The sequence below is a fragment of the Streptosporangium sp. NPDC000509 genome (assembly GCF_042898365.1).
In the GTDB taxonomy this organism is placed as follows: Bacteria; Actinomycetota; Actinomycetes; order Streptosporangiales; family Streptosporangiaceae; genus Streptosporangium.
In genome coordinates, this window is record NZ_JBIAYX010000011.1 from 223,838 (window position 1) to 243,209 (window position 19,372).

21 protein-coding genes are annotated in these 19,372 nt (G+C 70.3%); 15 read left to right on the plus strand and 6 right to left on the minus strand.

The features are described 5' to 3' along the window. Positions 1-15 precede the first annotated feature (15 nt). Both dapC and ACFY3D_RS21705 read left to right on the plus strand, forming a co-directional pair. A complete protein-coding gene (gene dapC, locus ACFY3D_RS21700; RefSeq protein WP_362899037.1) occupies positions 16-1,095 on the plus strand; it encodes a succinyldiaminopimelate transaminase in 1,080 nt (359 codons plus the stop codon). An 11-nt stretch (positions 1,096-1,106) separates the two neighbouring features. After that, complete coding sequence (locus ACFY3D_RS21705; protein ID WP_389981720.1) at positions 1,107-1,784, plus strand: DUF4178 domain-containing protein; 678 nt, start codon at positions 1,107-1,109, stop codon at positions 1,782-1,784. 177 nt (positions 1,785-1,961) lie between these two features. Here the strand turns inward: ACFY3D_RS21705 and ACFY3D_RS21710 are convergent, their stop codons facing one another. After that, positions 1,962-2,786, minus strand: coding sequence for a hypothetical protein (locus ACFY3D_RS21710; protein WP_389981722.1), 825 nt, complete (start codon positions 2,784-2,786; stop codon positions 1,962-1,964). Positions 2,787-2,854: 68 nt separating this feature from the next. On the opposite strand from ACFY3D_RS21710, the gene ACFY3D_RS21715 reads away from it, so the two are divergent. From ACFY3D_RS21715 to ACFY3D_RS21730, 4 genes are all read left to right on the plus strand, one after another. Then, positions 2,855-3,703, plus strand: a complete 849-nt coding sequence (locus ACFY3D_RS21715; RefSeq protein WP_389981724.1) for a 2,3,4,5-tetrahydropyridine-2,6-dicarboxylate N-succinyltransferase — start codon at positions 2,855-2,857, stop codon at positions 3,701-3,703. Between the two features lie 177 nt (positions 3,704-3,880). Then, positions 3,881-4,942, plus strand: coding sequence for a succinyl-diaminopimelate desuccinylase (gene dapE / locus ACFY3D_RS21720; protein ID WP_389981726.1), 1,062 nt, complete (start codon positions 3,881-3,883; stop codon positions 4,940-4,942). 215 nt (positions 4,943-5,157) lie between these two features. Next, positions 5,158-5,952 (plus strand): TIGR00730 family Rossman fold protein, encoded by a 795-nt coding sequence (locus tag ACFY3D_RS21725; protein ID WP_389981728.1) that lies wholly within the window; start codon positions 5,158-5,160, stop codon positions 5,950-5,952. 37 nt (positions 5,953-5,989) lie between these two features. Beyond that, on the plus strand, positions 5,990-6,577 hold the full coding sequence (locus tag ACFY3D_RS21730; protein ID WP_362899049.1) for a TIGR00730 family Rossman fold protein: 588 nt from the start codon (positions 5,990-5,992) through the stop codon (positions 6,575-6,577). On the opposite strand, the gene ACFY3D_RS21735 is transcribed toward ACFY3D_RS21730, so the two are convergent. After that, positions 6,554-7,132, minus strand: coding sequence for a hypothetical protein (locus ACFY3D_RS21735; RefSeq protein WP_389981730.1), 579 nt, complete (start codon positions 7,130-7,132; stop codon positions 6,554-6,556). The genes ACFY3D_RS21730 and ACFY3D_RS21735 overlap by 24 nt on opposite strands. A gap of 23 nt (positions 7,133-7,155) precedes the next feature. Between ACFY3D_RS21735 and ACFY3D_RS21740 the strand changes: the two genes are divergently transcribed. Together ACFY3D_RS21740 and ACFY3D_RS21745 are read left to right on the plus strand one after the other, a co-directional pair. Further along, complete coding sequence (locus tag ACFY3D_RS21740; RefSeq protein WP_389981732.1) at positions 7,156-8,118, plus strand: hypothetical protein; 963 nt, start codon at positions 7,156-7,158, stop codon at positions 8,116-8,118. A 77-nt stretch (positions 8,119-8,195) separates the two neighbouring features. After that, the gene (locus ACFY3D_RS21745; RefSeq protein WP_389981734.1) at positions 8,196-8,753 is read left to right on the plus strand and encodes a DNA-3-methyladenine glycosylase I; all 558 of its coding nucleotides are present in this window, start codon (positions 8,196-8,198) and stop codon (positions 8,751-8,753) included. 120 nt (positions 8,754-8,873) lie between these two features. On the opposite strand, the gene ACFY3D_RS21750 is transcribed toward ACFY3D_RS21745, so the two are convergent. Next, positions 8,874-9,656, minus strand: a complete 783-nt coding sequence (locus tag ACFY3D_RS21750; RefSeq protein WP_389981736.1) for a PaaX family transcriptional regulator C-terminal domain-containing protein — start codon at positions 9,654-9,656, stop codon at positions 8,874-8,876. 190 nt (positions 9,657-9,846) lie between these two features. Between ACFY3D_RS21750 and ACFY3D_RS21755 the strand changes: the two genes are divergently transcribed. Both ACFY3D_RS21755 and ACFY3D_RS21760 read left to right on the plus strand, forming a co-directional pair. Next, positions 9,847-10,014 carry a DUF3117 domain-containing protein gene (locus tag ACFY3D_RS21755; protein ID WP_084195322.1) on the plus strand — a complete coding sequence of 56 codons (168 nt, stop codon included), beginning with the start codon at positions 9,847-9,849 and terminating at the stop codon, positions 10,012-10,014. Between the two features lie 196 nt (positions 10,015-10,210). Next, on the plus strand, positions 10,211-11,710 hold the full coding sequence (locus ACFY3D_RS21760) for a leucyl aminopeptidase family protein (RefSeq protein ID WP_389981738.1): 1,500 nt from the start codon (positions 10,211-10,213) through the stop codon (positions 11,708-11,710). Positions 11,711-11,924: 214 nt separating this feature from the next. Here the strand turns inward: ACFY3D_RS21760 and ACFY3D_RS21765 are convergent, their stop codons facing one another. Then, positions 11,925-12,149: a hypothetical protein gene (locus ACFY3D_RS21765; RefSeq protein WP_350947904.1), complete on the minus strand. Its 225-nt coding sequence runs from the start codon at positions 12,147-12,149 to the stop codon at positions 11,925-11,927. A gap of 337 nt (positions 12,150-12,486) precedes the next feature. Next, positions 12,487-13,137, minus strand: a complete 651-nt coding sequence (locus tag ACFY3D_RS21770; RefSeq protein WP_350947903.1) for an O-methyltransferase — start codon at positions 13,135-13,137, stop codon at positions 12,487-12,489. A 171-nt stretch (positions 13,138-13,308) separates the two neighbouring features. Here ACFY3D_RS21770 and sigE point away from each other — a divergent pair, with 171 nt between their 5' ends. From sigE to ACFY3D_RS21795, 5 genes are all read left to right on the plus strand, one after another. Continuing rightward, positions 13,309-13,941 carry an RNA polymerase sigma factor SigE gene (gene sigE / locus ACFY3D_RS21775; RefSeq protein WP_350947901.1) on the plus strand — a complete coding sequence of 211 codons (633 nt, stop codon included), beginning with the start codon at positions 13,309-13,311 and terminating at the stop codon, positions 13,939-13,941. A gap of 52 nt (positions 13,942-13,993) precedes the next feature. Next, positions 13,994-14,524, plus strand: a complete 531-nt coding sequence (locus tag ACFY3D_RS21780) for a zf-HC2 domain-containing protein (RefSeq protein WP_350947900.1) — start codon at positions 13,994-13,996, stop codon at positions 14,522-14,524. Continuing rightward, positions 14,521-15,597, plus strand: a complete 1,077-nt coding sequence (locus tag ACFY3D_RS21785; RefSeq protein WP_389981740.1) for a sigma-E factor regulatory protein RseB domain-containing protein — start codon at positions 14,521-14,523, stop codon at positions 15,595-15,597. Before ACFY3D_RS21780 ends, ACFY3D_RS21785 begins: the two co-directional genes overlap by 4 nt. A gap of 95 nt (positions 15,598-15,692) precedes the next feature. Further along, the gene (locus tag ACFY3D_RS21790) at positions 15,693-17,324 is read left to right on the plus strand and encodes a S1C family serine protease (RefSeq protein WP_389981742.1); all 1,632 of its coding nucleotides are present in this window, start codon (positions 15,693-15,695) and stop codon (positions 17,322-17,324) included. Between the two features lie 120 nt (positions 17,325-17,444). Next, positions 17,445-17,813, plus strand: a complete 369-nt coding sequence (locus ACFY3D_RS21795) for a sec-independent translocase (RefSeq protein WP_389981744.1) — start codon at positions 17,445-17,447, stop codon at positions 17,811-17,813. 266 nt (positions 17,814-18,079) lie between these two features. Here ACFY3D_RS21795 and ACFY3D_RS21800 read toward each other — a convergent pair whose 3' ends face one another. Next, positions 18,080-19,222 carry an Mrp/NBP35 family ATP-binding protein gene (locus tag ACFY3D_RS21800; protein ID WP_350947896.1) on the minus strand — a complete coding sequence of 381 codons (1,143 nt, stop codon included), beginning with the start codon at positions 19,220-19,222 and terminating at the stop codon, positions 18,080-18,082. Positions 19,223-19,372: the final 150 nt, after the last annotated feature.

The following is a 19,372-nucleotide window of genomic DNA, read 5'->3' on the forward strand; positions in this document are numbered from 1 at the left end:
CCCGGCGAGGCTCCGATGAACGGCCTGCCGGACTTCCCGTGGGACCGGCTCACGCCGCTGAAGGAGCTCGCGGCGTCGCACCCGGACGGGATCGTCGACCTGTCGGTGGGCACGCCCGTCGACCCGGTGCCCGCCATCGTGCGGCAGGCTCTCGCGGACGCCTCCGACAGTCCCGGATACCCGCTGACGTACGGCACCGAGCGCCTCCGCTCGGCCGCCGCCGGGTGGCTGCGACGCAGGCACGGCGTGATCCTCGACCAGGCGAACGTGCTGCCGCTGATCGGTTCCAAGGAGTTCGTGGCCTGGCTGCCGACGCTGCTCGGTGTCGGCCCGGGGCAGCGGGTGATCCTGCCCGAGCTCGCCTACCCCACCTACGACGTGGGAGCGCGGCTCGCGGGCGCCGAGCCGTACGCCACCGACGGGCTGCTCGCGCTCGGTCCCGAGCGGGTGCCGCTGGTCTGGGTGAACTCCCCGTCCAACCCGACCGGCAGGGTGCTGCCCGCCGAGCACCTGCGCAAGGTCGTCTCGTGGGCGCGTGAGCACGGCGCGGTCGTGGCCTCCGACGAGTGCTACATCGAGCTGGGCTGGGAGGAGCGGCCGGTCTCGATCCTGCACCCGGACGTCTGCGGCGGCTCGCACGAGGGCCTGCTCGCGGTGCACTCGCTGTCCAAGCGCTCCAACCTGGCCGGTTACCGGGCCGGGTTCGTCGCGGGAGACCCCGCGCTGGTCAAGCGGCTGCTGGAGATACGCAAGCACGCCGGCATGATCATGCCGGCGCCGGTCCAGGCGGCGATGGCCGTGGCCCTGGACGACGACGAGCACGCCGAGGAGCAACGGGCCCGCTACGCCGCCCGCCGCGCGGCGCTCCGCCCCGCGCTGGAGGCGGCCGGCTGGAAGATCGAGCACTCCACCGCGGGCCTGTACCTGTGGGCGTCCAACGGAGCCGGCTGCTGGGACCAGGTCCGCGCGCTGGCCGGGAAGGGAATCCTGGTCGCGCCCGGCGACTTCTACGGGACCGCGGGCGAGAGGCACATCAGGATCGCCGTGACGGCCGACGACGAACGCGTCGCTGCGGCGGTGCGGCGCCTCCAGTAGGATCGCGCGGCATGACCCCCGAGGTCGTCGTGATACTCGGACTGAGTGTGGCCACGCTCGTCCTGCTGTTCGTCGCGTTCCTCACGACGACGCGTCAGGACGGGGAGGCCGACGAGTCCGAGCGCTCCGGCGAGACGCCCCTGCCCTCGGTTGAGGCCGCGCAGACGTCGGCCCAACCGTCCGCGGGCCATGTCGGCATCGACTACCCCGACCCCCGCACGATCAGGGTCGGCGACACGATCGAGTGTCAGGGGATCCGCAGCAGGGTCCTCGGCGCCCTGTACCTGTCGTGGCAGGGCACCCAGTGGACCGAGTACCGCCTCGACGACGGCACCCGCCGTCCCCAGTGGCTCTCGATCCAGATGCGCCCCGGGCTGGCCGCCGATGATCCGCCGCACCTTGAGGTGCTGCTGTGGACGCAGGTGCCCACGGAGGGCATGATCCCCGCCAAGGCCACGCTGAGCGTCGAGGGAGTCGACTTCTTCCCCGTCGACCGGGGCACCGCGGCCTTTCGGGGCGAGGGGGTCACCTCGATGCCCGAGCGGGGCCTGCTCGACTTCGCCGACTACCGGGCCGCCGACGGCCGCCTGCTCAGCTTCGAACGCCTCCAGGGCAAGCGCTGGAGTGCCTCCCACGCCCAGCCCCTCGCCCCCGGCTCGATCAAGATCGAGAAGAAGAAGGGCAGCTAGGCCACACGCCCCCGATCACTCCGACGTCCTGTACGTCGACCCGAACCCGACCTGTCCGGTCGCGATGTGGACGCACTCGTCGCGTAGCGAGTCGCGGTGAGGCCCGCCGGGCTCCTCACTCACGGTGTACGAAGTGCGGGGTGTGCGGGGCCGCCGTCCCTGACCGGTCGCGGACGATCAGGACAGATCGACTTTCCTGGCGGAGGCTTTCGGGTCGGCCCGCCAGCCGTCGTGGCTTTTCGCGGCCGTCCATGCCTGGCCGTCGTAGCGGATCCCTCCCAGCCCGAACTCCTTGGCGTGGGCGATCGACCAGGCGGCCACCAGCCAGCCGCGCTTGCGCGAGGAGGGCTCGAAGGCGCTGCCCGCTCCGAGCGCCCTGGCGAGCTCGCGCGCGGCCCTCCGCTCGTCGGGGAGCGGGGTCTTGCCCGTCGGGGCGGGGAACCAGCAGTGCACCGCCTTGGGCACGCGCCCGGTGAACGCCGCCGCGAGAACCTTCCCGTCCTCCTCGTGCTGGGCGTACGCCGACCCGTCCGCCGAGCGCTGCACGGCCTGGGCCGCCTCGTGGAGCGGCAGCTTGCGGTAGTTTCGCACCTTCACCAGCGCGGAGAAGAACCTTCCCGAGGCGTAGACGGGGTCGACGAGCTGCTCGGGCCTGCCCCACCCCTGGGAGGGGCGCTGCTGGAACACGCCGACCGAGTCGCGGTCGCCGCCCGTCAAATTCTCCAGCTTGGACTCCTGGATGCCGGTGGCGTAGGCGATCACCACGGCCCGCTCGGGCAGCTTTCTGCGGGCCGCGACGGCCGCGATGACCGCGGCCACCTTGGCCTGTTCGAGGTCCAGCTCCAGAGAGCCCTCGGGCGTAGTGATCTTGCATCCCTCACCGAGGTCGACGAGCGGTGTCACCTTTCTGAGAAGGCTGAGAAGACCCACGGTGATGGCCACCGCGAGCACGGTCACGATCGCGATGATCGCGATGACCCCTTTTGAGAAGCGCCGTCGCACGGTCAAGAACCTACAGGTCCCCAGCGATTGCGCGGTCTGGTAGAACGCCGCGAACGTAGGCTCCGGCCATGACCCAGAGCGATGCCGGCCCGCTGCCCGCGGCCGTCGACGAGCTGTGGCGGCGCAGGGCCGAGTTGAGTCCCGCCGACACCGAGGCCCGCGCCGTCGTCGTGAGCGCGGTGGACATGCTCGACAGCGGCAAGGTCCGGGTCGCCGGGGTCTCCCGCGCCGGCGAGATGGTCGTGGACGAGCGCGCCCGGCGGGCCGTCATGCTCGCGTTCCTGGTGCTCGGCACGTCCAGGTCCCAGGTGGGCGACTTTCACCACCACGACCGCGTCCCGCTGAAGGCCTCCGTCGAGGGGGTGCGCGTCGTGCCGGGGGCGATCGCCCGCTGGGGCTCCTACCTGGCGCCGGGCGTCGTGCTGATGCCCTCGTTCGTCGACATCGGCGCCCACGTGGACGAGGGCAGCACGGTGGGCACGTGGGCCTCGATCGGCTCGTGCGCCCAGATCGGCAGGAACGTCCACCTGTCCGGGGGAGTCGGCGTCGGGGAGAGCGGCGACCTCGCCGACGGGGAGGCCTTCCTCGCCGCCGAGGAACGGACGGTGCCCGCGATCGTCGAGGACGGTGCGATGATCGGCGGCCGGGCGGTGATCGCCGATGGAGCCCGGGTGGGACGGGGTGCCGTGGTCGGCGCCGGGACGATCCTGTCGGGCTCGACCCCGGTGATCGACGTGCGGACGGGCGAGGAACTGGAGCCCGGGCGCGTCCCCGACTGGTGCGTGGCGACCGGAGGCACCCGTCGGCGCGAGTTTCCCGGCGGCGCCTTCGACCTGGGCTGTGTCCTGGTGCTCGAACGCCTGAAGGACGGCCACAGACCAGGCAGGGCCGAACTCGACCGCGTCCTGCGCGGATAGGGTCGTCGGCGCCCGGACCGGTGAGGGCGCGGGTGGGACGGAAGGACCGTTCGGATCCGGCACGGGCACGGCGGGTTTCCCACGGGGCGGGACCTCGTGCGGGCTCCCGGGGCGTGGGATCTCGTGCGGGCACCCGGGCGTGGGCGTGAGACTCGCGCGGGCACTAGGGTCGCGGGCATGAGTACGCGTCTGGACCTCACGCAGGATGTCGGGGAGCTCACCGCCAGGATCGTGGACGTCGAGTCGGTCAGCGGCGGCGAGAAGGCCCTGGCCGACGCCGTGGAGGAGTCCCTGAGGCCGCTACGGCACCTCACCGTCGAACGCGACGGCGAGTCGATCGTGGCCCGCACTCATCTGGGCCGCGGCGAGCGGGTGGTGATCGCCGGGCACCTCGACACCGTTCCCGTCGCGGGCAACCTGCCCAGCCGGGTCGAGGGAGACCGGCTGTACGGCTGCGGCACCTCGGACATGAAGGCCGGTGTCGCGGTCGCGCTGAAACTCGCGGCCGCCCTTCCCGAGCCCAGCAGGGACGTGACCTACGTCTTCTACGACTGCGAGGAGATCGAGGCCGAGCGTAACGGGCTGCTCCGCCTCAGCCGCACCCGTCCCGACTGGCTCGCGGGTGACTTCGCCGTGCTCATGGAGCCCACCGACGGCGTGATCGAGGGCGGCTGCCAGGGCACGCTCCGAGCCCAGATCGTCATCCGGGGCAAGCGCTCGCACAGCGCCAGGTCCTGGTTCGGGATCAACGCGATCCACGCCGCCCAGCCGGTGCTCGCGATCCTGAACGCCTACGAGGCGAGACTTCCCGTCGTGGACGGCCTGGAGTATCACGAGGGACTGAACGCGGTGGGCATCGGCGGCGGCATCGCGGGCAACGTGATCCCGGACGAGTGCGTGGTGACCGTGAACTACCGCTTCGCTCCCGACCTGTCGCTGGACGAGGCGCGCGCCCACGTACGCGAGGTCTTCGACGGGTACGAGGTCCGCTTCACCGACGGCGCCGCCGCCGCGCGGCCCGGCCTGACCCATCCGACGGCGTCGGCCTTCGTCGAGGCCGTGGGCGGCACGCCGCGGGCCAAGCTCGGCTGGACCGACGTCTCGCTCTTTTCCGGCCTGGGCGTGCCCGCGGTCAACTACGGTCCCGGGGATCCGAACCTGGCGCACCAGAAGGAGGAGTTCGTCTCGTTGGCGAAGATCGCCGACTGCGAGCGCGGAATGCTCGGCTGGCTGTCGTGAGGGCTTGTTCGCGGAGTGCGCGGGCCTCGACGTGCGAGAGCCTGGAGGGGCGTGCAAATGAAAGTGGCTTTCCTCGCCGGCCATTTGGCGGGGAAAGCCACTTTCAGTCCCGAGCAGCACCCTCGTTCGGTTAGACGTGCGCTGTTCAAAGTCCGGTTCCATGTTTTCATGGAGATTTTTCAAGATTTTTCTGAGACGACGCTACGGTGGCCCGCATGAAGAAAACACGTCCGGAGCGTCGCCAGGGGGCCGCCGTGGTCCGTGGTGACCTCGTCTCCGAGTCCACCCACGACCAGCGGCTTCTTGATCGGAGGGGTCCCGCCGACTGGCTGCACATGGATCCGTGGCGGGTGATGCGCATCCAGGCCGAGTTCGTGGAGGGCTTCGGTCACCTCGCCGAGCTGCCCCAGGCGGTCACCGTCTTCGGGTCCGCGCGCACCCCCGAGGGCACCCCCGAGTACGAGATGGGGGTTCAGCTGGGCAGGAAGCTGTCCGAGGCGGGCTACGCCGTGATCACCGGTGGCGGCCCCGGCTGCATGGAGGCCGCCAACCGGGGAGCCGTGGAGGCGGACGGCGTCTCGGTCGGCCTGGGCATCGAGTTGCCCTTCGAGCAGAGCATGAACGAGTACGTCGATCTCGGCATCGAGTTCCGCTACTTCTTCGTCCGCAAGACCATGTTCGTGAAGTACTCCTGCGGATTCGTCACGCTGCCCGGCGGTTTCGGCACCATGGACGAGCTCTTCGAGGCGCTCACCCTGGTCCAGACCCGGAAGGTCACCTCCTTCCCCGTGGTGCTGATGGGGACGGAGTTCTGGGGCGGCCTGATCGACTGGATCAAGAACACCCTCGTGGCGACGGGCAAGATCTCTCCGGTGGACGTGAATCTCATCCACGTCACCGACGACGTCGACGAGGCGGTCCGGATCATCGTGGACGCCGACAGCAAGAGGGGCCGCCTACTGGAGGACGAACGGAAGGCGGCCATCTCCACGGTCGGTGACGCCGAATAGTTGGCGCGTGTTCGGCCACGCCGAATAGGGTCGGCGCGTGTTCATTTGCATATTCCTCGCGTCGAGTCAGAAGATCGACAAGAAGTATCTGGAGCTGGCGGAGCAGGTCGGCACCGAGCTAGCCAGGCGCGGCCACTCCCTGGTGAGTGGCGGGGCCAGGGTGTCCTGCATGGGAGCCGTGGCCCGTGCGGCCCGTGCGGGCGGCGCCCGGACCATCGGAGTGATCCCTCAGTCGCTGGTCGACATCGAGCTCGCGGACGAGAGCGCCGACGAGCTGGTGGTCACCACCGACATGCGTGAGCGCAAGGGCGTGATGGACGCCCGCTCCGACGCCTTCCTGGTCCTGCCCGGCGGCATCGGGACCCTGGAGGAGCTGTTCGAGATCTGGACGTCCCGCACCCTGGGTCTGCACGACAAGCCGCTGGTGGTCCTCGATCCCTGGGGGATCTTCAAGCCGCTGCGGGAGCTGGTCGAGGGCATGGAGGAGGCGGGCTTCACCCGCCCGAACGTCTTCGACGCCATCTCCTGGGCCACCACGGTCGACGAGGCGTTCCGGCTGCTGGAGAAGTCGACCAGGCACCTGGAGCCGAGTGCGGAGGAGCTAGGCGAGGCCACGGCGGGTTAGCACGGGCGGTCGCCGCCCGGCGAGGGCGTCGGTCATCTCGACCGCGAGCCGCACCTGCTCGACGCGGTCCGTACGGAAGACGCGGGCACCGGCCCACGCGCAGATCGAGGCCGCGGTGAGCTCGGCGGCCTCGGCGTCCCGCTCCCTCGCGGCGTCTCCGGCGGTGTTTCCGACGGTGTCCGTCCAGGTCGCTGGGTTTCCGGTGGCGTTCGTCCCGGTCCTGGCGTTTTCTGCGCCCTTTTCCGAGGCTGCTGCGGCGTCCGGCCCGCCTCCGGTGTTGCCCGCGGCCGCTGTTGCGGCCCTCGTGTCCGCCCTTCCGGCGTTTCCGGCCGTGTCCGCCCCGCCCTCGGCCTCGTCGGACTCCCCGAGGTCGCCGGACGGTACGGGTGGTGCGGAGGTGACGCCGGCGAGCCTGGCCGGGGTGACGACCACGGTGCGCCCGGCACGGGCGAGCTCCTCGACCTCCCCGATCGAGGCGGCCTCGACCCAGCCGGGCTCGCCCGGGTCGCCGGGACGGAGCACGACGAAGGCTGCCAAGCCGGGGGCGGACGTCATGATCCGATCCTAGGCCAGCGCAGATGTGGCACGATTCGTATGTGCTGGTCGTATTAGCTCTCGCTGCCGTAGCCGTTATCGCCGGTGTCACGGTCGTCGCCATGGGCCGGGGAGGGGAGCTGAGTGAGTTCGCCCCCGACGTGCCCCCGCTGAACCTGCCCCAGGCAGGTCAGCTCGGCGCGGTCGACTTCATGGCCCTCCAACTCCCGGTGAGCCTCGTCGGATACAACACGCAGAGCGTGGACGAGACGCTGAGCCGGGTCGCCGGGGCACTGAGCGAGCGTGACACCAGGATCGCCGTGCTGGAGCAGCGGGTGTCGGAGTTGCTCGCCGGCCGGCTCCAGGCTCGTCACGAGCTCAACCCCGGCTCCCGGACCTCGCCGCGCGGCCCCGAGGCGCCGTACGAGCTTTCCGGCGGGGACGGTTTCGGGCCGTCCGAGGAGTTGTCCAGCGGTTCGCGGGCGGTTGCGGGTGCCGGGGATGAGACGTCCGGGCCCTTCGGCGGGGACGGCTTCGGGCCGTCCGAGGAGTTGTCCAGCGGTTCGCGCGTGGTTTCGGGTGCCGGGGATGAGACGTCCGGGTCCTCCGGCGGGGACGGTTTCGAGGCGTCCGAGAAGCTCTCTGACGGGGCGAAGGCCGAGGATGAGCCCGAGGAGGCTGCGCCTTCCAAGGATTCCGAGTCGGAGGAGCCTCTCGGGTCCGAGGAGGCCGAGCCCTCCAAGAGCTCCGAGCCGGAGAAGGCTCCCAGCTCTGAGGAGGCTGTGCCTTCCAAGGATTCCGAACCGGAGGAGACTGCCAGGCCCGACGAGGCGTCTGAGTCATCCGGGTCATCCGGGTCATCCGGTGTGTCACCTTTCGCCAGGCCGTCCGAGCCGCCCCAGGTGCCGGATTCGTCTTCCTCGTCCGAGACTTCGGATTCGAAGAAATCGTCTCCCGGATCCGCCGGCCTCCGTACGGGGGAGCGGGAGACGGAGGACACCCGGTGACCGAGACCTCGCGGGCAGTGGCTCCAGGCGCCCCGGTTCACGGTGAGCCTGTGATATCCGAGACTCTCGCGCAGCCCATGGAATCGGCGGATTCCCCAGGGCTCGTGCGCTGCGGCTGGGCGACCTCGGCCCCCGACTACATCGCCTACCACGACGAGGAGTGGGGGCGTCCCGTCACCGGTGACGACCAGGTGTTCGAGCGGATCTCGCTGGAGTCCTTCCAGTCCGGCCTGTCGTGGATCACCATCCTGCGCAAGCGGGAGAACTTCCGGGCGGCCTTCGCGGGATTCTCCATCCCGGCCGTGGCCGCGTTCGGCGAGGAGGACGTCGATCGTCTGCTCGGCGACGCGGGCATCGTCCGCAACCGGGCCAAGATCGAGGCGACGATCGCGAACGCGCGGGCCGCGCTCGACGTCGACCTGTCCGACCTCGTCTGGAAGCACGCGGACCCCGGCGCTCCCGTACCGAAGACCCCCGCGGACGTGCCCGCCCAGACCCCCGGTTCCAAGGCACTGGCCAAGGAGCTCAAGGCGCACGGCTTCCGTTTCTTCGGCCCGACCACCGCCTACGCGCTGATGCAGGCCATCGGCCTGGTCAACGATCACCTGGCCGACTGCTGGATACGCCGGGCCTGACGTTTTCCCTCAGGGCTTGTGGCGCGGGGTCACCTTCTCACGCGGGGGGACGACGGTGCCCGGCGGTTTTTTCCTCGAGCCCCGTGCAGCGGGCGGGCTCGGTGAACTCCGTGTGCGGTTTCAGACCTCGTTGAGCTGGCGGTCGACGAAGGCGGCGGCGGCGGGGAGCAGCCGCCCGGCCTCGTGCTCGAAGTAGATCCTCGCCTTCTCTCCCGGCCAGCCTCGCGGCAGGAGTTCCGCGGGGAGCCCGGGGTCGCGGAACAGGAAGTTGCGCCAGCCGTGCAGCAGCCTGCTCCGGGTGGCGAACACCTGGTCGCCGCTCGCGTTGTCGGGCAGCCCGCCGACCAGCTCCGTCGCCTGGGTCATCCACTCCTCGTAGGCGGCCCCGATGGCGTCCAGGTCCCATGTCCTGGCGACGAGCGCGGCGGGGTCACCGTCGAACACCGCCTCGAACCGGTCGGCGGCGAGATCCGCGCCTTCGAGGATCGCGTCGAGTTCCGGGGAGGGACGCGGTCCGATCCAGGTCGTCTCCGACAGGGAGGCGTATCCGATGAAGGAGAGATCCGAGCGCAGGCGCTCCCGTCTGGGACGCTCGCGCACGGGTTCCACCACGAGGATGTGCCATCGGCCGTTCCACGTGATCGTTCCGACTCGGTAAATTCTTAGCGCGGTTTCGTCGAGGCGGCGTACGCACTTGGGAGTGACCTCGTAGCCGGGTCCCCTGGGCAGCCGGGCCGGTGTGAGCCAGCCCTGCCGGACCATCCGTGAGACGGCGGTGCGGACGGCGGGAGCCGCGATGTCCAGCGGGGCGAGCAGACGAACGAGGGCGGCCACGGACGCGCGACCGCCTCGGGACCTGAGGTGGTCCCCGTACAGATCGAAGAGAGCGGCGCGGGCGTTCACGAGGACAAGTTTGGCCGTCTGAAGGGGGCTTGGACAACGGTCTTGATCGCCGGATGAGCCGACGCTGAGATTGATCGTTCCCATTCTCCCTGCGGAGGCGGGATAATAGGACATCACAGAAGACGTGAATGCGTCGGCCACCCTCGGGTCAGTCGGAGATCCGGAGCCCGAAGCAGGAAGGGATACACGCATGGCGGCTATGAAGCCGAGGACCGGTGATGGTCCGCTGGAGGTCGTCAAGGAAGGCAGGGGCATCGTCATGCGGGTTCCCCTGGAGGGTGGCGGCCGCCTTGTCGTCGAACTCTCGGCGGACGAGGCAAGTGCCCTCGGTGAGGAACTGAAGAAAATCGTCGGTTGATCCCGATCTAAACCAGAAGTGGTGGAGCCGGGCCCTATTTGAGCTTGCTCGGGGAGCATGACACCTGCGACGGCCCGCGAGACCGACGATGACACGGCCCTGGCCGTCGGACCGCCTCACGGCGGCTCGCGCCAGGGCCGTGGTGTTCTCCCCGGTGCCTCTCCCCACGCCGGGCCTGATGACTGGAGTTACCGCTATGCCCATCTCCCCCCATCTGCTCCTGCCGCGCGTTCCCTACGCGCAGGGGCTGTTCGTCGCGTCCTCGGAGGGCGCGGAGCCGGCCGCAGGGGAGGGGGCCGGGACCACGCTCCCCGGTGACGCCGAGTTGCTGGCCGTCCCCTTCGCCGAGGACCTCGCGCCCGATATCGAGCTGCCGGTTCCGGTGGCGGCGCTGCTCGCCCATCACAAGGTCAAGGGCGAGGCGGGCGAGATCGTCGAGGTTCCGGTCGCGAACGGCGACGCCGTCGGCCGGGTGCTTCTCTACGGGGTCGGCGACGGTTCGCCGGCCACCCTGCGCAAGGCGGGCGCGGCGGTGGCGCGGCGCGGCAAGGGCAGGGACGCCATCAGGATCGTGCTCCCGAGCGGGCCGGTGTCCGCGTTCGTGGAGGGCGCGCTCTTGGCCACGTACACCTTCAGGGTCGGTGAGGTGAAGTCCTCCCCGGTCACGCTCGAGTTCGTCGGCGACGGGGTCGAGACGGAGGTCGCCGCCGCCGAGGTGGTGGCCGAGGCCGTGGCGCTCGCCAGAGACCTGACCAACACCCCCTCCTCGGTGAAGTCACCCGCCTGGCTCGCCGAGCGCGCCGCCGAGCGGGGTGTCGCGGTGCGGGTGTGGGACGAGCGTGAGCTGCGCTCCGGCGGGTTCGGCGGCATCCTCGCCGTCGGCCAGGGATCGGTGAGCCCGCCCCGGCTGATCCAGCTCTCCTACGAGCCCGAGGACGCGACCGGTCACGTGGTCCTGGTCGGCAAGGGCATCACGTACGACACCGGCGGCATCTCGCTCAAGCCGACGAGCAACATGGTGTTCATGAAGACCGACATGGCCGGCGGAGCCGTCGTCATCGCGGTCCTGGGCGCGCTGGCCGCGCTCGGCGTGCGGGTTCGGGTCACCGGCCTCGTCGCCGCCGCCGAGAACTCCTTCTCCGGCACGGCCCAGCGCCCCTCCGACGTGATCACGCAGTACGGGGGCCGGACGGTCGAGGTGCTCAACACCGACGCCGAGGGCCGTCTGGTCCTGGCCGACGCGCTGGCGTACGCCGACGCGGAGCTGAAGCCGGACGTCATGATCGACATCGCCACGCTGACCGGGGCGATCGGCATCGCCCTGGGCAAGGATCTCGGCGCGGTCTTCGCCTCCGACGACGAGCTGGCCGACGCCCTGATCGGGGCGGGGGAGACGAGTGGGGAGCGGCTCTGGCGGATGCCCCTGATCGACGACTACGTTCCCGCGCTCGACTCGTCCGTGGCGGACCTGACCAACATCGAGGCGGGATCGACCTACGGCGCGGGTTCCGTCACCGCGGCGCTGTTCCTGCGCGAGTTCACCGGCGGACGGCCGTGGGCGCACCTGGACATCGCGAATGTCGGCCGCAGCGGCGCCGACGACGGCGTTCTCAGCAAGGGGGCCACCGGGTACGGCGTGCGTCTGCTGCTCGGATGGCTGTCGGAGCTCCAGGGAGCGCCGATCGGGGAGCGGTGACAGCCGCGCCGACCATGTCGACCATGTCGGCGATGCCGACCACGTGGCGCTGAGCGAGCAGCGGTGGCTAGCAGGCTGACCACGTGGCGCTGAGCGGCTGGCGGTGACCAGGCCGGGAGCCAGGCCCGTGGGCCTGGCTCCCGGTCGGCCTGCGGTCGCGGGACCGGATCCCCCGAAGGGTCCGGTGCGGGCCGCCGCTCCCGCCCGGCCACTCCTACCTGCTCGCCTCCGCGAGGCTGACGATGGCCTCGGCGGCCCGGAAGTGCTTGTTGCGGCCGAGGTCGCCGATGGTCCTGATACCGAACGCCTTGGCCAGGTCCTGGGCGTCGCTCTCGCTCACCCCGGAGAGCGCGCTGACCGGCGCGTTGGCGAGCGAGTGAAGATCGGACCCCTCGTACTCCTTGTCGAGCAGTTTGTCGAGCTTGGCGGCAACCGTCATGGCGCACCCCTGTGTATCGGTGATCGTAGGAAAGGCCCGCGTTGTGGCGACATGGCCTTATCGGCATCGTTTCCGGCCGATAGAGGATTGACGCGCGTCTCCCAGGATCTTGGTGATCGCTTGCCGGACCCGTGTGAACGGTATTGCCAGGTTTCGGGGTGTGTCGCGGGCGGTGACGGTCGAGACGCCGGCCGGTGGGCGGGGCGGACCCGCCCCGACGACACCGTGGACATCGTCAGGGCCGCCCGAGAACCGGCTCTCTCCATGACGAGGCGACCGCTCGGGCGCGCCGGGAGCCGGCTTGAGCGTCTCGGCGCACGGGACGCCCGTAGCCGGCTCAGTCGGCGAGCTTGACGGCCGCCAGGATGCCGTCTCCCAGGGGCATCATCAGCGGGCGGAGCCGCTCGTCGGAGCGGACCAGCTTGCCCAGCTCCCTGATGACGACCGTTTCCGGGTCCCGCTGCGAGGGGTCGGCCACCCTGTTGCCCCAGAGGGCGTTGTCGAAGACGACGATGCCGCCGACCCGCAACAGGCGGACGGACTCGGCCAGGTAGTCGGCGTACTCGTGCATGGCGCCGTCGCAGAAGACCAGGTCGTAGCCGCCGTCGGAGAGACGGGGGAGCACGTCGAGGGCGCGGCCGGTGATCAGGCGGATCCGGCCGCCGGAGAATCCGGCCTGGGCGAAGCTCTGCCTGGCCAGCCGCTGGTGCTCGGGTTCCACGTCCACGCTGGTGAGCGTGCCGTCCTGGCGCATGCCGCGGAGCAGCCACAGCCCCGACACGCCGCAACCGGTGCCGATCTCCACGACGGCACGGGCGTTGATGGCGGTGGCGAGGAAGCAGAGAGCGGCGCCGCCGCCGGGCAGGATCGGGGGTGCCCCCACCTCCGCGCCGCGCATGCGCGCGGCCCGCAGGATGTCGTCCTCCCTGTGGAACTCGTCGGCATAGGCCAGAGTGGCCTCCAACGGACTTGTCGGCGTCTCTGCCATCGGCCTCTCCTCCCGCTTTCTCCGTACACAGTCATATAGGCGCTGGGTCGCAGCCTAAGGGAGGCAGGCCCGATCGGGAACTCATGTCACCCCCGGTGCGTTGCACGGTTTAAGCGGCCTTTGCCGGTCCTGAAGGTAGTGAGTGCGCACGAAGGGACGAAACCAGGCACTATGGCGATAGCGGTGGCCCCTGAGAGAGGAGTGCCGGTGGAGGGTTCCGACCACCAGGCGGAAGCTCCCATGTCCGACTGGACGCCTCCCACCTGGGAGGAGGTGGTCCGGACGCACTCTGCGCGCGTCTACCGGCTGGCCTATCGGCTGACCGGGAACGTGCACGATGCGGAGGATCTCACCCAGGAGGTCTTCGTCCGGGTCTTCAGGTCGTTGTCCAACTACACGCCGGGCACTTTCGAGGGCTGGCTGCACCGCATCACCACCAACCTGTTCCTCGACATGGCGCGGCGCAAGCAGCGCATCAGGTTCGAGGGGCTCGCCGACGACGCCGCCGAGCGGTTGCGCGGACGCGAGCCTTCTCCCGCCCAGGTGTACGACGACACCCATCTGGAGCCCGACATCCAGGCGGCACTCGACGCGCTCGCGCCCGAGTTCCGCGCGGCCGTCGTCCTGTGTGACATCGAGGGGCTGTCCTACGAGGAGATCGCGGCGACGCTGGGCGTGAAGCTCGGCACCGTCCGCAGCAGGATCCACCGTGGGCGGTCGCAGTTGCGTGAGGCGCTGGACCACCGTGCGCCGCGGAACGATCAATTCCCCCCGAACGTTACTCACGGGGAGGAATTCGCATGAGAAACCACAGTCATGACGAATGTCACGACGAGCCACTTGGCAAGGAGTGCGCATGAGTCACCTCGGAGAACGCGTTTCCGCGCTGGTCGACGGTGAGCTGAATCACCACGAGCGCGACCGTGCCCTCTCGCACCTGACCTTCTGTGCCCCCTGCAGGGCCGAGGTCGACGCCGTGCGGGCCCTGAAGAGCCGGTTGCGCTCCCTTGACGGTCCGGCGATGCCGACCGACCTGACGATGTCCCTGCTGCGAATGGCCGAGCCCGGCGGCCCGTTGCCGCCGCGTGAGCGCCCCTTTCGGGCCGCACGCACCTTCGGTGGCGCGCCCATTCCGAGCATGCACGGCATCGCACCCCCCGACAACCGGCCCAGGGGCCGTGCCGGAGGACCCCGCCGCGCGCGCAGGGCGGGTTACGTCGCGGTGGGCGTCGCCTCGGCGGCCGTGGCCATCGGGACCCTGTTCGTGGTAGGCGGGGCCGATCCCAACCCGCGCATCGTGCCGCCGGTCGACATGTTCGCCAACCAGCACAGGAACACCGCGCCCTATGGCGGGTCGGCGACGCCGACTCTCTCCCCCTCTCCGTGATCCGGCTGCCCGCCACGGTCATCCTGGCCGCTCTCATGCTGCTGGGGCTGGTGACGGGCGGTACGGCACACGCCGTCCGGTCCCCGCACGTCGCGCCGCCGGACGACGTCGAGAGCGAGGACACCGGCCTGCACCTGCTCCGCGAGGCGGCGGCCGCGGGCCGCTCCCGCGGATACTCCGGCACCCAGTACGTCACCTCCTGGGGCACCTCGGGTGCCGTCTCCGAGGTGTTGGAGGTGCGCAACGTCCCGGGAAAGGGGTTGACGGTACGCACCGCGTCTTCGGGGTCCTCGGGGTCCTCGGGGGCCGTGGGAGATGCCGCCCCTTCGGGTTCGGTGCGGAACGCCGATCCCGGCACCCCGGCCGGGGGCATGTCCAGCCCGTCCGAGGTGATGCTCGAGGTCATGGCCCGCAACTACCGGGTCGTGGACGCGGGGGAGGGCTTCGCCTGCGGGCGCCCGGCCCGCCTGGTGAACGTCCTGCGGGCCGACGGCACGGTCGCCGCCCGCTACTGGCTCGACCGGGACGGAGGCCCGGTGCTGCGCCGTGAGCTCATGGACACGAAGGGGCGGGTCGTCAGGGCCGGAGCCTTCGTCGACCTGACCCTCGATCCGGTGGTGAGGAGCGCGGCGCCCGCGATGGCGGCCGGTGGCCTTGACCTGGCCGAGCTGCCGCGGCTGGAGGCCGAGGGGCTGCGTCTTCCCCGCACCCTGCCGGGACGGCTGGAGCTCTTCGCCGCTCGCACCGTCCCTTCCGGATACGTGTATCTCGGGTATTCAGATGGCTTGTCGGTTGTGTCGGTTTTTATCCAGTCTGGGATGCTTGACGAAGAACGCCTCCAGGGTTGGCATGCGGAACGGCGTAAGGGGCATACGATCTGGATTCGAGACCCTGCTGTGCAGGAGACGATCTGGGCGAGTGGGGGTCATGTCTACACTGTCTTTGCCGACGCGCCGGCCGACATGGTCGACGCCGCTGTCACGGCGCTGCCGCACGAGGCCGTTCCCGATCTCTGGACGCGGCTCGGCCGCGGTGCCAGCCGTCTGCTCTCCTGGGTCAATCCCTTCGGATAGCGCGTGCTTTACACATCGCGTATGCCACTCGGGGGAAGATTGCCGGGTTGACCCGGTGAGCGGCCGTCCGCGAGTCAAGGAGTAGTGAGTATTCGATGACCGACGACGCCCGTACTGCCCGCGAGGCGAACGATGCTGAGGGCCGTACGCCGTCGGAATTCGCCGACGGCGGACACGAGACCCAGGAGTCCCGCCGCCCCGACTTATCCGGCCCCGAGTTCTCCCGTCCCGAGTTCCTGCCCGCCGGAGAGGGGGCTCCCTTCCAGGCCGAGCAGCCCCGCGACGACGACTGGAGCCGGCCGGGCGCCCAGTCCGACCACGCCCGGTGGGGCAGGCCGCAGGACCAGCCCGAGTCGCTCCACCACGACAGGCACCTGCCGCCCGATGAGGGCGACCAGGGCCCCGGTCCCGTGGGTCACAGCTGGGGCGACCCCTCGGGCAGGCCGCCCAGGCAGGACACGATGGTCTTCGCCTCCCAGTCCGCTCAGCCCCCTCCGCCCGCCCAGGCGTTCGGCATGGGACCCGGGTGGGCGCCGCCGCCCGGGGCCCCCGTGGGCCCCGGAGGTTTCGGCGGCTTCGGCGGTTCGCCGCCCAGGCCCGTCAGGAGTGGGCCTCGCACCACCACGCTGGTGATCCTCGGTCTGGTGATCGCGCTGCTCGCCTCCACGCTCGGCAGCGTCGGCACCTATCTCCTCACCAAGCCCGCGGGCTCGGGGCGCGACCCCTCCTTCAGCCTGGGCGGGGCGCCGACGGGCTCCAACGTCCGGCCTCCGGAGTCGGTCGCGGGCGTGGCCTCGAAGGTCCTGCCCAGCGTGGTGTCACTCGCCGTCGAGGGCGGGGCGAGTTCCAGCACCGGTTCGGGCTTCCTGATCAAGGGCGGCTACGTGGTGACCAACAACCACGTGGTGGCCAACGCCGACTCGCGCGCCCAGATCCAGATCCAGTTCAACAACCGCAAGTCCACCTCGGCCGTCGTCGTGGGCCGTGACCCCGAGTCCGACCTGGCCGTGGTCAAGCCCGCGGAGACCTTCGGCGCCCCCGAGATCGTTCTCGGCAACTCGGACAACGTGGTCGTGGGAGACCCGGTCATCGCGATCGGATCCCCGCTGGGCCTGACCGGCACCGTGACCTCCGGCATCGTCAGCTCGCTCAACCGGCCCGTCCAGGCGGGTGAGGAGAACAGCTCCGACACCACCTGGCTCAGCGCCGTGCAGACCGACGCGGCCATCAACCCCGGGAACTCGGGGGGACCGCTGGTCAACGTGAACGGTGAGGTGATCGGCGTCAACTCGGCGATCGCCACGCTCGGCAGGTCGGTCGGCGGCCAGAGCGGCAGCATCGGTCTCGGCTTCGCCATCCCGGTGAACCACGCCAGGCGGGTCGCCGAGGAGCTGATCACCACGGGCAAGGCGAAGAAGTCGCGCATCGGCGTCGCGATCGACCCGACCTACCAGGGCGTCGGGGTGCGCATCGCCACCGAGTCCAGGCAGGGCACCCAGCCGGTCGAGCCGAACGGCCCCGCGGCACAGGCGGGCCTCAAGCCCGGAGACGTCATCCTGGAGATCGACGGTGTCGTGCTCCAGGACGGCAACGAGCTGATCGCCATGATCCGTAACAGGGCTCCCGGTGAGAAGCTCGCGGTCAAGTACCAGCGGGGCGGTGAGGAGAAGACCGCGACCGTCACCGTCGGTACCGCCCCCGAGCAGCCCTCACCCCAACCCTCCTGAGCGGCCCTTTTGAGAGGCGGGGTGAGGCGCGTGCTCACCGGTGGGGGCGTTAGTGTGGAACCTCTCCGGCGTGTGGCCGGAGAGGTGCCTCTGGCACCTTCCTCCCGGTAGGAGATCACCGTGTTCGGACTCGGCTGGCCTGAGATCGTGGCGCTGGTGGTGATCGCCCTTCTCGTCTTCGGCCCGGAGAAACTGCCCCAGGCCGCCTCGCAGGCGGGTAAGACGCTACGCAACCTGCGCCGGATGGCCAACAACGCGAGAGACGACCTGCGGTCGGGGCTCGGTCCCGAGTTCGCCGACTTCGACCCGGCCGACCTCAACCCGAAGAACTTCGTCAGAAAGCACCTCATCGCCGATCTTGAGGACGATCTGAACGGCACTTCGAAGGCCACCGCCACCGCGGAACCGGCGGCCGACCACCACGCGATGAGCGGCGGCGGGGAGCTGGGGTACGGCGAGATCCCCCCGTACGACTCCGACGCGACCTAGCGGCCCGTCTCCGAACGTTGGCCGGGCATCCCGACCGGGTGACCGATTCCTTTCAGGTCTGGTTTCCCCGGCAAGGTCGCGTGTCGGCACACCAGTCATTTGAACTTTGCGTAGTTTTTCCGTTTCGCGCGGCTGAGGTATGCCTCACACGGCCGACGGCGACGCCCCCGGTTCGGGGGACGCCGCCGTCGTCGCGTCGCGCCAGAGGCCGCTTCAGGTCCCGCGGGACCGGCCCGTCGGCCTCTGGCTCAGCCGACCCGGTCGCCTCAGCCGCGCCGGGTGGGCGAGATGCCGAGCTGGAGCCCCTTGAGGCTGGTCGACTTCTTGCTGAGGGACGCGGCGATGCGGCTCAACTCGGCCGCGGCCGGGGCGTCCGGGTCGGTCAGCACGAGCGGCTTGCCCTCGTCGCCGCCCTCGCGCAGCCGCGTGTCGATGGGCACCTGGCCCAGCAGCGGCACGCGGGAGCCCAGGGTGCGGGTGAGCGCGTCGGCCACGGTCTGGCCGCCGCCCTCGCCGAAGACCGAGATCCGCTCGTCGCAGTGCGGGCAGGGCAGCCACGACATGTTCTCGATGACACCGGCGATCTGCTGGTGGGTCTGGACGGCGATCGACCCCGCGCGCTCGGCGACCTCGGCGGCGGCCTGTTGCGGGGTGGTCACCACCAGGAGTTCGGCGGACGGCATCCGCTGCGCCACGGAGATCGCGATGTCACCGGTGCCCGGGGGCAGGTCCATCAGCAACACGTCCAGGTCGCCCCAGTAGACGTCGGCGAGGAACTGGTGCAGGGCACGGTCGAGCATCGGGCCACGCCACACGACCGGGGTGTTGCCCTCCGGCTTGAACATGCCGACCGAGATGACCTTGATGTCATGCGCCACCGGCGGCATGATCATGTCCTCGACCTTGGTGGGGCGCTCGGAGACGCCGAGCATGCGCGGCACACTGTGGCCGTAGATGTCGGCGTCGACGACGCCGACCTTCAGGCCGCTCGCGGCCATCGCGGCGGCCAGGTTGACGGTGACGGACGACTTGCCGACGCCGCCCTTGCCCGAGGCGACCGCGAAGACACGGGTCAGCGAGCCGGGCTGGGCGAAGGGGATCTCCTTCTCCGGCCCCTTCGCGCCCCGCAACTTGGTCTGCAGCGTCTTGCGCTGCTCGGTGCTCATCACGTCCATCTCGACGGAGACACCGGTCACCCCGTCGACCTTGGAGACGGCGCCGGTGACGTCTCGGGTGATGGTGTCCTTCATGGGACAACCCGAGACCGTCAGGTAGATCGCGACACGTACGGCTCCCTCGGGGGAGATGTCGACGCTCTTGACCATGTCGAGTTCGGTGATCGGCCGACGGATCTCAGGGTCGTTGACGGTCGCGAGGGCGGCCATCACCAGTTCCGTGGTAGGTGCCATCGAAGTGTCGGCAATCACGTCACCCCGGGGGCGACGAGGATGCCGTCCCTCCTTGTCTGTTATCGATGAGGCGTCTCACAGGCGGGCCCTGCCCGTCGTGGCGCCCGTATGGCTTGGCAGGAGGCCGATCCCGTCAGGGAGCGGTCGGCG

Excerpts from the sequence above, each read along its gene's own strand:
- ACFY3D_RS21715 (WP_389981724.1), top strand. The coding sequence starts at position 2,855 with ATGACCCAGAGCGATGCCGGCCCGCTGCCCGCGGCCGTCGACGAGCTG.
- ACFY3D_RS21725 (WP_389981728.1), top strand. The coding sequence starts at position 5,158 with ATGAAGAAAACACGTCCGGAGCGTCGCCAGGGGGCCGCCGTGGTCCGT.
- sigE (WP_350947901.1), top strand. The coding sequence starts at position 13,309 with ATGGCGATAGCGGTGGCCCCTGAGAGAGGAGTGCCGGTGGAGGGTTCC.
- ACFY3D_RS21740 (WP_389981732.1), top strand. The coding sequence starts at position 7,156 with ATGTGGCACGATTCGTATGTGCTGGTCGTATTAGCTCTCGCTGCCGTA.
- ACFY3D_RS21800 (WP_350947896.1), bottom strand. The coding sequence starts at position 19,222 with ATGGCACCTACCACGGAACTGGTGATGGCCGCCCTCGCGACCGTCAAC.
- ACFY3D_RS21745 (WP_389981734.1), top strand. The coding sequence starts at position 8,196 with ATGGAATCGGCGGATTCCCCAGGGCTCGTGCGCTGCGGCTGGGCGACC.
- ACFY3D_RS21780 (WP_350947900.1), top strand. The coding sequence starts at position 13,994 with ATGAGTCACCTCGGAGAACGCGTTTCCGCGCTGGTCGACGGTGAGCTG.
- ACFY3D_RS21705 (WP_389981720.1), top strand. The coding sequence starts at position 1,107 with ATGACCCCCGAGGTCGTCGTGATACTCGGACTGAGTGTGGCCACGCTC.
- ACFY3D_RS21790 (WP_389981742.1), top strand. The coding sequence starts at position 15,693 with ATGACCGACGACGCCCGTACTGCCCGCGAGGCGAACGATGCTGAGGGC.
- ACFY3D_RS21755 (WP_084195322.1), top strand. The coding sequence starts at position 9,847 with ATGGCGGCTATGAAGCCGAGGACCGGTGATGGTCCGCTGGAGGTCGTC.
- ACFY3D_RS21765 (WP_350947904.1), bottom strand. The coding sequence starts at position 12,149 with ATGACGGTTGCCGCCAAGCTCGACAAACTGCTCGACAAGGAGTACGAG.
- ACFY3D_RS21735 (WP_389981730.1), bottom strand. The coding sequence starts at position 7,132 with ATGACGTCCGCCCCCGGCTTGGCAGCCTTCGTCGTGCTCCGTCCCGGC.
- dapE (WP_389981726.1), top strand. The coding sequence starts at position 3,881 with ATGAGTACGCGTCTGGACCTCACGCAGGATGTCGGGGAGCTCACCGCC.
- ACFY3D_RS21760 (WP_389981738.1), top strand. The coding sequence starts at position 10,211 with ATGCCCATCTCCCCCCATCTGCTCCTGCCGCGCGTTCCCTACGCGCAG.
- dapC (WP_362899037.1), top strand. The coding sequence starts at position 16 with ATGAACGGCCTGCCGGACTTCCCGTGGGACCGGCTCACGCCGCTGAAG.
- ACFY3D_RS21770 (WP_350947903.1), bottom strand. The coding sequence starts at position 13,137 with ATGGCAGAGACGCCGACAAGTCCGTTGGAGGCCACTCTGGCCTATGCC.